Genomic DNA, 11,867 nt, shown 5'->3' with positions numbered 1-11,867 from the left:
CCTGCAGGTCATGCGTGGCTTCCCCGCTGGTGCTGCTGGATGAGCAGGGCCGCGCGCAGCACGTACTTGCCCACCACGCTCTTGGAAATACCCAGGCGCACGGCGATCTCGCGCTCGCTCAGCCCCAGGTAGCGGTTGAGCACGAAGCACTCGCGCACCTGTGGCGGCAGCGCCAGGATGGTCTGGCTGATCTCGCGCAGCTGGGCCTGGTCCAGCGCCTGCGCCTCGCCATCATTGCTGGCATCGGCCAGGTCGCTGGCGTACTCCGCCATCGCCCGCCGTTCGCGCGCGTCGGCCTGGCTGCGGTTGAGCGCGTGGTGATAGGCCATGCGGTACAGATACCCGCGCGGTTCCAGGATCGGCGGGTCGCCGGGCACGCTGCTGGCCTTCAGATAAAGGTTCTGCAGGGTGTCTTCGGTACTGGCCGGGTCGAGGTAGCGGGCAATGAAGCGCGACAACGCGCGGCGCTCGCGGATCAACAGCTCGATCAGCGCCAGGGCATTGGGAGACATGAGTGCCAAGGCCGGACCGGGGAATGATGGGCGTGATGGCGACGGTCCGGACCGGGAGTGTAGGCGGCAAGCGTCGATCCTGCACCCCCGGGCAGTCGCCCCATCCACGCATGGCGCGCCGCTACGGCTCTTCCAGCGCCTCGAAGCGCTCGGCCAGGTAGTCGATCAACGCGCGCACCGCCGGCAGCAGGCCGCGCCGCGAGGGGAACACGGCATGCACGATGCCGTGCCTGGGCTGCCACTGCGGCAGGATCGGCACGAGCGCGCCGCTGGCCAGTTCGTCGGTGATCATCATGCGCGGCAGCATCAGTACGCCAACACCGGCCACCGCCGCACTGCGCAGGGCGATCATGTCATCGCTGACCAACCGCGGGCGGTGGTGCACGCTGGCCGTCACCTCCTCTGGGCCGGCGTACTCCCAGGCGTGCACCTGCGCCGGCGATGCCAGGTCCACGGTCGGCATCATCGCCAGATCGGCAGGCACTTTCGGCGTACCCATCTGCTTGAGCAGGGCCGGGCTGGCAGCGGTACACCAGATGCGACGGGCCAGCACGCGCACCACCAGGTCGCTGTCCTCCAACGGTGGCGGGCGCACGCGGATGGCCACGTCCACGCCCTCGCCCACCACATCCACGCGCCGGTTGGTGGCATCCAGCTGCAGGGTCACCTGCGGATGCAGGGCCAGGAAGTCAGCCAGCATGCCGCCAATGCGCGCGTGCAGCAGAGCGATCGGACAAGCCAGCCGCAGCACGCCCCGCGGCTCGGCGCGTGAGAGCGCGATGGCCTCCTCGGCTGCTTCGGCCTCCACCAGCATCGCCTTGCAGTGCCGGTAGTAGTCCTGGCCGATCTCGGTGACCGAAAAGCGGCGGGTGGAACGTTGGATCAGGCGCACACCCAGCCGTTCCTCCAGCAGGCCGATGCGCCGGCTGAGCTTGGACTTGGGCATGGCCAGTGCGCGCCCTGCCTGCGAGAAGCCGCCGTGCTCGACCACCATGGCGAAGTAGAACAGGTCGTTGAGGTCGCAGCGGCGGATGTCGGCGATGAACACGGGACGATCTCCTGCGGCCCTTGCCGGGCCTTCATCGTTCACGAAATAGGACTATGACGGCAAATTCTGCCGACTACCGGGTCCATTGTCACGGCGATATCGTCTCCGCAACGAAAAACAGCGACCGGTTGCCCCGGTCAGGAGATCGCCATGAAGCGTGTCACCGGTACCTACAGCGCCCCCCGCCCGCACTGGGTGGGCGACGGCTTTCCTGCCCGTTCGATGTTCTCCTACAACACCCATGGCCAGCACCTGAGCCCGTTCCTGCTGCTGGACTACGCCGGGCCGTACAGCTTCCCGCCCAGCGAAACCCCGCGTGGGGTCGGCCAGCATCCGCATCGCGGCTTCGAGACCGTCACCATCGTCTACGAAGGCGAAGTCGCCCATCGCGATTCGACCGGTGCCGGCGGCACCATCGGCCCGGGTGACGTGCAGTGGATGACCGCTGCCTCCGGCATCCTCCATGAGGAATTCCACACGCCGGAATTCAGCAAGCGTGGCGGCACGCTGGACATGGTGCAGCTGTGGGTGAACCTGCCGGCCAAGGACAAGATGGGTGCGCCGGGTTACCAGACCCTGCTCGATGCGCAGATTCCTTCGGTGGCCTTGGCCGACGGTGCCGGCCGCGTACGCGTCATCGCCGGGGCATTCGATGGCCATGCTGGACCGGCACGCACCCATACCCCCATGGACGTGTGGGACATCCGCCTGCTGCAGGGCCAGCACGCCGAACTGCCGGTGGCCGATGGCCGCACCCTGGCGCTGGTGGTGTTGAAGGGCACGGTGCGGATCAACGGCGGCCAGGCCGTCGGCGAAGCACAGCTGGTGACCTTCGACCGCAGCGGCGAAGACGTTTTCATCGATGCCGACAGCGACGCCACGATGCTGCTGCTCAGCGGCGAACCGATCGATGAGCCGGTGGTGGGCTATGGGCCGTTCGTGATGAACACCCAGGCCGAGATCAGCCAGGCCGTCAACGATTTCAACGGCGGCCGCTTCGGTCAGATCGCGCACTGATCCACTGCATTGCGGCGGGCAATCGCCCGCCGCCTTCCGGGCTTTCGCCCCCTCCCCCAGGAAACTGACAATGAACACCCCCGCCAACTTCAACGGCGCCCGCCCGGTGATCGACCCGGACAACGCCGCGATGCTGCTGATCGACCACCAGAGTGGCCTGTTCCAGACCATTGGTGACATGCCGTTCACCTCCGTACGTGCGCACGCCACCGCCCTGGCGAAGATGGCCACGCTGGCGAAGATGCCGGTGATCACCACCGCGTCGGTACCGCAGGGTCCGAACGGCCCGCTGATCCCGGAGATCCACGACGCCGCACCGCATGCGCAGTACGTGGCACGCCGCGGCGAGATCAACGCGTGGGACAACCCCGAGTTCGTCGCCGCGGTGAAGGCCACCGGCCGCAAGCAGCTGATCATCGCCGGCACCATCACCAGCGTATGCATGGCCTTCCCCTCGATTGCCGCCGTCGCCGACGGCTACCAGGTGTTCGCGGTGGTCGATGCCTCCGGCACCTATTCGAAGATGGCCGAGGAAATCACTCTGGCGCGCGTGGTGCAGGCGGGCGTGGTGCCGATGGATACCGCTGCGGTCGCCTCGGAAATCCAGCGCACCTGGAACCGCGAGGACGCCCAGCAGTGGGCAGCGATCTACACGCAGATCTTCCCCAACTACCAGCTGCTGATCGAGAGCTACCAGAAGGCGCAGGACGTGCAGAAGCACCACGAGCAGCTGGATTCGCAGCGCAGCTGAGCCCACTGCATCCACGGCAATTCCCGCCTGCCGGCACACCGCCGGCTCCACCGCAAGCCACCCCCGACCAGGACACCCTCATGGCCAGTGAACCGATCCGTGACCCCGTCAGCGACCACCTGCTGACCCCGCAGAATTCCGCCTTCATCATCATCGACTACCAGCCGGTACAGGTGAACTCCATCGCCTCGATGGACCGTCAGCTGCTGGTCAACAACATTGTCGGCACCGCCAAGGCGGCGGTCGCCTACGGCCTGCCGATCGTGCATTCGACCGTGAACGTGCAGACCGGCCTGAACAAGCCGCCGATCCCGCAGCTGCGCAAGGTGCTGGGCGACTACCCGACCTACGACCGCACCACCATCAATTCCTGGGAAGACGTCGAGTTCCGCAAGGCGGTGGCAGCAACCGGCCGCAGGAAGCTGATCATGACCGCGCTGTGGACCGAAGCCTGCCTTACCTTCCCCGCGCTGGATGCGCTGAAGGAAGGCTATGAAGTCTACGTGGTGGTCGATGCGGTGGGCGGCACCTCGCTGGCCGCGCATGACGCCGCGCTGCGCCGCATCGAACAGGCCGGTGGCCAGTTGATCAGCGTGACGCAGCTGTTCTGCGAACTGCAGCGCGACTGGGTACGGGCGGAGACGGTGCCAGCCTTCATGAATCTCTTCATTGAAACCGGTGGCACGGCCGGCATCCAGTTCTCGTACGATCGTACGGAGTGATTCCGTGGCGGCCCCGGCTCCGGCTGGCGCCGCCTTTTCCTGCAGCCGGGCATGGCCCGGCGCTACAACCGGGGATTCCCATGGCTTACGCACGCATTGTTTCGACCGCCGACAACTACCTGCACCACATCAGCAACGGCCATTTCGATGTCGCGGCCGATGAGCCGGCCTCGCTGGGCGGCCAAGGCAAAGGGTTTGCTCCGTTCGACCTGTACCTGGCCTCGCTGGCCGCGTGTACCGCCATCACCCTGCGCATGTATGCCCAGCGCAAGGGCTGGGAGCTGGGCGAGTTCCACGCCGAGCTGCGCTCCGAACGTGATGCGGACGGACGCTTCCACGTACACCGCGTGCTGCATGCCACCGCCGAGCTGAGTGATGCGCAGTGGCAGCGCCTGCTGGAGGTGGTGGAAAAGACCCCGGTGACGCTGGTGATGCGCGAGGGTGCACGGATCACCAGCGAGCGCGGGGCGACAGCCTGATCGCCGGGTATGGCTTCAACGCCGTGAATGCAGCACGGTGCGCTGGCGCATGGCGTTGAACTCCTGTTCGACCTGCTGGATGTCTTCGGCCTGGAAGCCGGCGGCATCGAGCAGCTGATCGGCGGCAGCCGCAGCCAGCGGATCATCCTCGCGCTGGCGCCAGCAGCGTGCCGGCAGGAAATAGCCGACCTCGCTGCGCCCGCGCATGATGACCACCGGGCGCCCTGCATACAGCAGGAATTCGGCAAGGTGCTGGCGCAACCCCTCCACCGAGACATAGGCCGGCCCGATGCCCAGTGTGTGTGCGGCGGGCTCGGAACTCTCGAACAGCTTGCGACGGCTCATCCACTCCTCCTTTGTGCAACGCGTGGTCTTCCTTCCTTAGACGGGCGCGTCGCCGCGCCCCCGCCACACGTGTCGTGACTGCGATCACGCTGTCCGATCAGAAACCGGTGTTGAACTCCAGCTGGAACACGTCGATCGACAACGGCGGGCCCGACACTTCCTTGGCCGCCATCCACTTGCCGCTGATCCAGCTGCGCGCATCCAGCGCATAGGCGCCGCCGACGTAGTAGCCGCGCGCATTGGTACCGCCGAGGTGGAAGTTCGGATCGTTGTAAGCGTCGGGCAGTGCATCGGCCTCGATCCGCTTGTAGCCCAGCAGGGCCTGCCACTGGCCCTTCTCCTTCAGCTCGGTTGCGCCGAAAGTCGCCTGCAGCATCCAGGCGGTGTCGCCGCTACGGAAGGTGTCGATGCTGGCAGTGCCGCCGGCGCCGTAGTTGTTGACGATGCCGTTGTTGGCCCGGGCGAACATGGCCTGCTTGTCATAGGCAAGGTTGCGGATGTAGTCCGCGTCCAGGCGCATGCCGATGTCCTGCGCAAGCTGTGTATCCCAGCGCAGGTTGAAGGTGGCCAGGCGGAATGCCGAGGCCAGGCCCACGTACTGTGGCGTGGGCGTGTTGGCCGGATCCAGCGGATTGCGGGCGATGTCGCGGATCAGCATCAGGGTGTTGCCCTTCTGCATGAACGCCGGCCGCGACCAGTCGGTATCGCAACCGACCGCGCCTGCATACAGCGCGCACGGCGACGACAGGCGCCCACTGATGTTCTTGAAATCGTAGTAGCCCAGCGCCGCACGCAGGCTGTTGTCATCGTTGAAGCGCCAGTTCACCCCCACCTGTGCACCGGACAGCCACTTGTTCTCGTTGGGCGTCTTCACTCGGCTCTGGCTGGGCGCGCTGTCGGAGGTGTACTCCAACGGCACCACCGCCAGGTTGCCGAACAGGCCGACGTCGTCAGCGATGTCGTACCTGAGATTGGCCGCCAGGCCATCGAAGTTCAGGTCGTTGGAGAACAGCGTGTCGCTGGTCCAGAACGGATTGCCGAAGCGTCCGCCACGCACCGTGACCCAGTCGGCCGGGCTGTAGGCCAGCCATGCCTGGTCCAGCCACACGTCCTTCTTGCCCAGGCCGCCGCCAAGTTGTTCGGTGGTGGACACCGGCCCGTTGCTGCTGCCGCTGGCCAGGCGCACGCCTGCGGTGGTGTGCTCGCCGATCATCGCTTCGATGCCCAGCCGTGCCCGGATGCGCCACAGGTTGCGGCGGTCCTGGCGGGTATTGAGCAGCGGCGGCAACTGCAGGTTGGTGTTGTTGTTGGTATCGAAACCGTTGCCAGAGTTCACCGAGGCCCAGTTGGTCTCGATGTCGCTGTTGCGCTCGGAGTAGAAGCGCGACTCGCTGCGCACGCGCATGTCACCGGTGACCTTGATGCGCTTGGTCCACTCGGCCACCTCGTTCGGCGCGGCCCAGCCCTCGGCCTTGGCCTGCGCCATCACATCCTGGCGTACTTCATCGCGGATGCCATCACGCACGCTCTGCGGCACGTACGGAACACGCACGTCGCCGGCTTCCAGCGCCACGCCGCCGCTGCTGGCTGTGCTGCCCGCGGTGCCGCGCTGCGCAGCCGCCGCCTCTGCTTCGGCCTGAACCAGCAGGGCTTGGCCGTCTTCGGGCTTGAGCGCGCCACTGGCAATCAGCCCCTTGATCAGCTTGACCATGGTGGTTTCGGCAGCCATTGCACTGGCCGGCACGGCCAGGCTGAGCAGTACGGCGCAGCACAGCAGCGCCCGTCGGGCCGGCCGCGGGCGGTGGGATGCGGTTCGAGCACGGTCGTGGTCGTTCATCACGGTTCTCATCGAAAGAGTGGAAATCACGGAAGTCATCGGTCAAGCGCCGGGGCGACGGCCCTGGATCAGCACGCGCGCGGGAAAATCCAGCGACGCCGGGGGCATCTGGTCGACTTTGCCGATCTGCCGCAGCGCATCGAGCACGGCCACGTCGGCCTCCTCGTTGCCGCTGCCACGCACCAGCTCGACCTTCTCCAGCCGGCCATCCGGCGCCAGCCACACATTCACCTGCAGCTGGAAGGCCAGGCGCTTGACCCGCGCATCGCGCGAGATCGCCTGTTGCATCAGATAGCCCAGGTAGCGGCCATAGCTGGCATTGCCGGCACCGCCACGGCCGACACCGGACGAACCACCACCGCTGCCCGACTGGATGCCGAAGTTGTCCCCACCGGCCTGCGCATCGGCGTCCATGGTTACCGGGTCGGCGTTGTCCGGCGTCGGTGTCGGCTCTTCGGCCGGCGTTGGCTGGTCCAGCGGTTCCGGCTCAGGCACGGTTTCTTCCGGCGGCGTCTCCGGCTCGGGCGGTTTTTCCGGTGGCGGCGGTGGCGGTGGTGGAGGCGGCAACGCCAGCATCGGCGGCTGCACTACCGGCCGGCGGGTGCTGGCGGTGTCCTTGAACAACAGCCACCACACGGCAACTCCCAGTGCCAGCAGCGCGGCCAGCACCAGCGCGATCGTCACCAGCAACTGGCGTCCGCGCGTACCAGGCTCCTGCAGGGGCGGTCGATGGCCGGCCATGCCTCAGCCCTGCGCCTTGCCGGTGACCAGGCCGACCTGGGCCAGCTCCAGCCGCCGCAGCAGATCCAGCACCTCCACCACGCGTGCGTACTGCACCTGCGCATCACCGCGCACGATCACCGGGAAATCCGGCGAGGTTGCGCGTTCAGTGCGCAGGCGGTCCTCCAGCTCGGTCATTGTCACCGGATAGGCATCCAGGAACACCTGGCCGCTGGGATCGATGGTGATCGCCTTGGTCTTGGGCTTCTCCAGTGCGGTGCTGTTGCTGGCCTTCGGCAGGTTGACCTCGATCCCGGGAATGGAGGCGTTGCTGGTGAGGATGAAGATCACCAGCACCACCAGCAGCACGTCGACGAAGGGCGTCACGTTGATGCCCTTCTCGCGTTTCTTGATGCCGAACTTCGCCTTGTAGGCCATGGCCGGTTCCTCAGCCCTGGACCGCGGCCGGGCCGCGCCCGTCCTGCTCTTCGGCCAGGCGGGCGGCGAACTCGTCGATGAACACCGCCATGTCGGCACCGATCGCTTCGGCGCGTGCACCCAGCCAGTTGTAGCCGAACAGTGCCGGGATCGCGACGCCGAGGCCGGCGGCGGTACACAGCAGCGCTGCCGCCATGCCCGGGGCCACCGAGTTGATGTCCACCGCACCGGCCATCGCCGCCACCACGAACACCAGCATGATGCCGATCACGGTGCCGAACAGACCCACATACGGTGCACCCTCGATGGTGGTCGACAGCCAGTTCATGCGCCGCGCCATCGCCTCCTGTTCGCGCACCATCACCGCGTCCATCGACGCGCGGATGGCGGCGATGGTGGCCGCGCTCAGATAGCCGGAGTTGCCGTCGCGCTGATGGCGCTGCTGCATTTCATCGATGGCCACCTGGTAGATGCGCCACAGCGAGCCGTCGTGCATCGCCGTCGGCACCTTGCCCTGCCGGTCCATCTCCGACAAGGTGCGCAGCGGCACGCCGGAGAGCTTGCTGAAGCTCTCGGTGAACACCGCATTGGCCTTGCTGGTGCGACCGAAATGGCGGCTCTTGGCGATCATGATCGCCCACGACAACAGCATCATCAGGCCGAGGATGGCGACCACCACCCAGGCGTCGAACGGCATCGCCTTGAGGATGAAGGCGAAGTGGCTCTGCCCGGCCGATTGCTCGTCGGCGCCGTAGCTGATCAGACGCGAATCGGCTCCCTGCGCGGTGGCATCGGCCAGCAGCAGCGCCGCCGGGCGCGCCACGCGTGAGATCCGCAGTTCATCCAGTGCACCATCGAAGTTGGCCAGCGGCTGCGTCGCACCCGGGGCATCAGCACCCACCACTGCGGCGGTGGTCAGTGCCGGCAGTTCACCACTGAGCTGGGCCACCACGCGGCCGTTCAGATACAGCTGCAGCGAGCCCTTCTCGGCAGTAAGCGCGAGATGCGCCCACTGTCCTTCCGGAATCGGCTGCGCTGGCGTGCTGCGCTGGCCGTTGAGCTGCACGAATGGCACGCGGTTGTCGATGCCCAGCACCAGCTCGGCGGCGCCATCGCGTCGAGCATAGATCGCCTGCGCGGTGGTCAGTGCGCCCGGTTTGATCCAGGCCGAAACGGTGAGCGGCGCGCCCGCTTCCTGTGCCAGCGAAGCACTGGCCGGCAGCGGCAGCGGGCCAGCGCCCAGCTGCACGCCACGCCCGATCACCGTGCTTTCCGCCGCAGGCACTACCACCCCGGCCGTGTTGCCGTAGGCCGTGGTATCACGCGCCGGCGCATTGGCTTCGGCAAAGTGGTAGACCAGCGTGTAGTCCGGATCGAACACCTGCTGGCCGTTACCGCTGGCAGGCGCCTTCGCGTTGCCGTAGTACATCCAGATCGTCTGCGGCGCGCTGGCGCTCAGTGCCGGAACGTCCACCCATACCAGCGCCAGGCCCAGGTTCGGGTCGAACTGCTCGATCTGATGGGCCAGCACAGTGCGCCCGTCGGCAGAAACGAAGCGCAGGTCGTTGCCACCCTCCTGCGTGCCATCAAAACCGAAATTGCCGGTATGCAGGCGCAGCAACAGCGGGGTACGCCCGGGATTGCCTGCCAACCCCGCGCCCTGCGGGCCGGCGTCGACGGTGATCGGCTTGCGGTACTTCCATTCGGCCTGCCACCAGTTGGCATCGGCCGCGGCGGCGGGCAGCGCGATCAGCGCAGCCAGCAGCAGCAACATTCGGGAAAGCAGACGGTCCATGCAAAAGGTCTCCGGAGAACGCATCTCAAGGGAAGGGTCAGTAACTGGTGCTGATGTTGAAATGCAGGCGCGGGTCGTCCTTCCGCGTGACCGGGCCATCGGCGTAGGGCCAGGCGTAGTCCAGGCGCAGCTGAAGGTGTTCGCCCAGGCGCAGCTGCGCGCCCAGCCCGACCGACGCCAGGTTGTACTTGTCGCGCTGTTCCGGCAGCGGCTGACGCAGGCGCAGGTAGGCCGCGTCGGCGAAGCTGTACAGGCGCAGGTCGGTACCGCTCCACAGCGACCACGCCGGGGTGCGCCATTCCAGGTTGGCCAGGCCACCGTAGTCGCCAATCGCTTCGGCCGAGAGGTAGCCACGCACGGTGTACATGCCACCGGCGGCGAACTGCTCCGCCGAGACCAGCGGCGCATCGGTCGCCTGCAGCGAGCCACGCGCATACCACTGCCAGTCGTTGCCGAAGGTATGCGTGTTGGAAACATCGGCCTTGAACGCCACGAAACTCGGGTCGGCCCAGTAGCGCTTCTGACCGAAATCGGTGGCATTGCTGCCATAGCCGAGCAGACGCCGGGTTCCCGCCACCAGCTGCGTGCTGATGCTCAGCTGATCGCTCTCGCCCTGGCGCACGCCGACGAAGGCCAGGGTGATCGGCGCGTACTTCAACGGCGTCTTCAGGCTGTCCTTGCCCATCTGCGTGTCTTCTTCGGTGTCCTTGAAGTCCACGCCGAGACTGAGCTGGCGCCACCACTGGCTGCTGCCGACCAGGCGGTAGTTGAGCTTGAGGCCAATGGAATGACCGTTGCCGATCACGTTGGTGCCGGTGCCGGTGCCGACCTGCCCACCTGCATTCAGTACGCGGCTGTCGGACGTGTAGCCGGACGCTTCCAGGCTCCACGGTGTGCCTTCAAAGGGCATCGTGTACGAGGCCGAAAACACCTTCGCCTGTTTGGTATCTTCCGGTGCAAGGTACACACCGATGTTGGCGCTGTGCCCGCGCTTCCACAGGTTGTCGTGGGCCAGCGATGCACTCAGGCGCAGCTTCTCGGTGTCGGCACTGTGGTCGTTGTTGAGTGCCGCGCTCGCGCGCCACGGCGACTTCTCTTCCACCTGCAGGTCCACATCCATGGTGCCCGGCACCTGGCCTTCGCGCACCAGCGGAAGCACCTGGCGACGACCACCCTCGTTCAGCGCAGTCAGTTCCTTCTGCGCCTGGTCGAAGTCCGGCACCCGCCCCTCAGCCAACGCCGGTACCCGCTCGCGGATGCGTTCGGGTGAGTCATGGCGGGCACCGACCACGCGCAGCTGGCCAATGGGCGTCTGCTGCACCTTCAGCAGCACCACGCCCGCGTTGACCTGCTGTTCGGGCAGCTCCACATAGACCGATTGGTAGCCGGCCTGCTGATACAGCGCGTTGACTGCATCACGCGCCTTCTCGACATCGGCGAGCGTTTTGCCGGGGCCGAGGAACGGCTCGACCGCACGTTCGATCTGGCGCGCATCGAGCACGGTGTTGCCGCGCACGATGTACTCGTTGATGTTCACCGTGGGCGCTGGTGCGGCGTCCTGCGCGAGCACTGGAAATGGCAGCGACGCCAGGGCCAGCATCAGAGGATGCAGGCGCAGCGGAAGGCGAGCGGCACGGCACGGAACGGGAGTCATCGAAGGCATCGCGTCGTATCGAAGGGAATGGCCAGGGAGCGGCGCGTGGGTCTACCAACAGGACGTGCAGGCCGCGTCAAAACCGCCAACAGTTTTGTGACAGCACTGTCATCTGTTGACGATGCTGAAACAGGCGCAGGCGGACACTTCGCCTGGTACACGTCTTCATTGCAGAACGCCTGCTGCCTCAGGAGATTCAAGATGCACGCCACCCTGCTTACGCCAGACCGCCCTGCCCTCTGTGTGACGTTGGTTCTGGCACTGGCCTCACCCTGGGCGCGGGCCGACCAGGCTGCCAAACAGGCAGATGCAGCGCCATGCATCGAAGTACAGGTCAATGGCGAGCGCATCCCCGCCTGGGACTGCCTGCAACGCAAGCTGGCGCCGGCGGAGAACGCAGCCGCCCGCCCTGCTCTTCCCGAGGCCGAACGCTTGATGCGCAAGCCCGGCAACCAGATGCTGCAGTACAACCTGGAGGGTACGCGGCAACGCATGGGCGACGCGTTCGGGCGTTCGGTGGTGCCGCAGCGCCCAGCGCGCTGAGCCGTG

At 66.6% G+C, this 11,867-nt stretch carries 13 protein-coding genes; 5 read left to right on the top strand and 8 right to left on the bottom strand.

Annotation, left to right across the window (positions count from 1 at the left end):
- Window positions 1-8 precede the first annotated feature (8 nt).
- The gene (locus tag MRBLST15_RS01895; RefSeq protein ID WP_089235807.1) at window positions 9-512 is read right to left on the bottom strand and encodes an RNA polymerase sigma factor; all 504 of its coding nucleotides are present in this window, start codon (window positions 510-512) and stop codon (window positions 9-11) included.
- A gap of 121 nt (window positions 513-633) precedes the next feature.
- Window positions 634-1,560 (bottom strand): LysR family transcriptional regulator, encoded by a 927-nt coding sequence (locus MRBLST15_RS01890; protein ID WP_265955277.1) that lies wholly within the window; start codon window positions 1,558-1,560, stop codon window positions 634-636.
- 150 nt (window positions 1,561-1,710) lie between these two features.
- Between MRBLST15_RS01890 and MRBLST15_RS01885 the strand changes: the two genes are divergently transcribed.
- From MRBLST15_RS01885 to MRBLST15_RS01870, 4 genes are all read left to right on the top strand, one after another.
- Window positions 1,711-2,577 carry a pirin family protein gene (locus tag MRBLST15_RS01885; RefSeq protein ID WP_367784928.1) on the top strand — a complete coding sequence of 289 codons (867 nt, stop codon included), beginning with the start codon at window positions 1,711-1,713 and terminating at the stop codon, window positions 2,575-2,577.
- A 70-nt stretch (window positions 2,578-2,647) separates the two neighbouring features.
- Window positions 2,648-3,328 (top strand): hydrolase, encoded by a 681-nt coding sequence (locus tag MRBLST15_RS01880; RefSeq protein WP_367784926.1) that lies wholly within the window; start codon window positions 2,648-2,650, stop codon window positions 3,326-3,328.
- An 80-nt stretch (window positions 3,329-3,408) separates the two neighbouring features.
- Window positions 3,409-4,050: a hydrolase gene (locus MRBLST15_RS01875; RefSeq protein WP_100465563.1), complete on the top strand. Its 642-nt coding sequence runs from the start codon at window positions 3,409-3,411 to the stop codon at window positions 4,048-4,050.
- A gap of 80 nt (window positions 4,051-4,130) precedes the next feature.
- Window positions 4,131-4,529, top strand: coding sequence for an OsmC family protein (locus MRBLST15_RS01870; protein ID WP_265955270.1), 399 nt, complete (start codon window positions 4,131-4,133; stop codon window positions 4,527-4,529).
- Between the two features lie 15 nt (window positions 4,530-4,544).
- On the opposite strand, the gene MRBLST15_RS01865 is transcribed toward MRBLST15_RS01870, so the two are convergent.
- From MRBLST15_RS01865 to MRBLST15_RS01840, 6 genes are all read right to left on the bottom strand, one after another.
- Window positions 4,545-4,874 (bottom strand): hypothetical protein, encoded by a 330-nt coding sequence (locus MRBLST15_RS01865; protein WP_100465565.1) that lies wholly within the window; start codon window positions 4,872-4,874, stop codon window positions 4,545-4,547.
- 97 nt (window positions 4,875-4,971) lie between these two features.
- Window positions 4,972-6,711, bottom strand: coding sequence for a putative porin (locus MRBLST15_RS01860; RefSeq protein ID WP_367784923.1), 1,740 nt, complete (start codon window positions 6,709-6,711; stop codon window positions 4,972-4,974).
- A 42-nt stretch (window positions 6,712-6,753) separates the two neighbouring features.
- Window positions 6,754-7,452, bottom strand: a complete 699-nt coding sequence (locus tag MRBLST15_RS01855) for a TonB family protein (protein ID WP_367784921.1) — start codon at window positions 7,450-7,452, stop codon at window positions 6,754-6,756.
- Between the two features lie 3 nt (window positions 7,453-7,455).
- Window positions 7,456-7,869, bottom strand: coding sequence for an ExbD/TolR family protein (locus tag MRBLST15_RS01850; protein ID WP_265951371.1), 414 nt, complete (start codon window positions 7,867-7,869; stop codon window positions 7,456-7,458).
- 10 nt (window positions 7,870-7,879) lie between these two features.
- Complete coding sequence (locus MRBLST15_RS01845) at window positions 7,880-9,664, bottom strand: DUF2341 domain-containing protein (protein WP_367784919.1); 1,785 nt, start codon at window positions 9,662-9,664, stop codon at window positions 7,880-7,882.
- 37 nt (window positions 9,665-9,701) lie between these two features.
- A complete protein-coding gene (locus MRBLST15_RS01840; protein WP_367784917.1) occupies window positions 9,702-11,318 on the bottom strand; it encodes a ShlB/FhaC/HecB family hemolysin secretion/activation protein in 1,617 nt (538 codons plus the stop codon).
- A gap of 201 nt (window positions 11,319-11,519) precedes the next feature.
- On the opposite strand from MRBLST15_RS01840, the gene MRBLST15_RS01835 reads away from it, so the two are divergent.
- Window positions 11,520-11,861 (top strand): hypothetical protein, encoded by a 342-nt coding sequence (locus MRBLST15_RS01835; protein ID WP_367784915.1) that lies wholly within the window; start codon window positions 11,520-11,522, stop codon window positions 11,859-11,861.
- Window positions 11,862-11,867: the final 6 nt, after the last annotated feature.

The sequence above is a fragment of the Stenotrophomonas sp. LST15-1-1.1 genome (genome assembly GCF_040815575.1).
GTDB lineage: Bacteria > Pseudomonadota > Gammaproteobacteria > Xanthomonadales > Xanthomonadaceae > Stenotrophomonas > Stenotrophomonas lactitubi_B.
The sequence above is the reverse complement of the archived record's forward strand: the minus strand, read 5'-3'. Positions and strand labels throughout refer to the sequence as shown.

Excerpts from the sequence above, each read along its gene's own strand:
- MRBLST15_RS01895 (WP_089235807.1), bottom strand. The coding sequence starts at position 512 with ATGTCTCCCAATGCCCTGGCGCTGATCGAGCTGTTGATCCGCGAGCGC.
- MRBLST15_RS01885 (WP_367784928.1), top strand. The coding sequence starts at position 1,711 with ATGAAGCGTGTCACCGGTACCTACAGCGCCCCCCGCCCGCACTGGGTG.
- MRBLST15_RS01880 (WP_367784926.1), top strand. The coding sequence starts at position 2,648 with ATGAACACCCCCGCCAACTTCAACGGCGCCCGCCCGGTGATCGACCCG.
- MRBLST15_RS01875 (WP_100465563.1), top strand. The coding sequence starts at position 3,409 with ATGGCCAGTGAACCGATCCGTGACCCCGTCAGCGACCACCTGCTGACC.
- MRBLST15_RS01870 (WP_265955270.1), top strand. The coding sequence starts at position 4,131 with ATGGCTTACGCACGCATTGTTTCGACCGCCGACAACTACCTGCACCAC.
- MRBLST15_RS01865 (WP_100465565.1), bottom strand. The coding sequence starts at position 4,874 with ATGAGCCGTCGCAAGCTGTTCGAGAGTTCCGAGCCCGCCGCACACACA.
- MRBLST15_RS01860 (WP_367784923.1), bottom strand. The coding sequence starts at position 6,711 with ATGAACGACCACGACCGTGCTCGAACCGCATCCCACCGCCCGCGGCCG.
- MRBLST15_RS01855 (WP_367784921.1), bottom strand. The coding sequence starts at position 7,452 with ATGGCCGGCCATCGACCGCCCCTGCAGGAGCCTGGTACGCGCGGACGC.
- MRBLST15_RS01850 (WP_265951371.1), bottom strand. The coding sequence starts at position 7,869 with ATGGCCTACAAGGCGAAGTTCGGCATCAAGAAACGCGAGAAGGGCATC.
- MRBLST15_RS01845 (WP_367784919.1), bottom strand. The coding sequence starts at position 9,664 with ATGGACCGTCTGCTTTCCCGAATGTTGCTGCTGCTGGCTGCGCTGATC.
- MRBLST15_RS01840 (WP_367784917.1), bottom strand. The coding sequence starts at position 11,318 with ATGACTCCCGTTCCGTGCCGTGCCGCTCGCCTTCCGCTGCGCCTGCAT.
- MRBLST15_RS01835 (WP_367784915.1), top strand. The coding sequence starts at position 11,520 with ATGCACGCCACCCTGCTTACGCCAGACCGCCCTGCCCTCTGTGTGACG.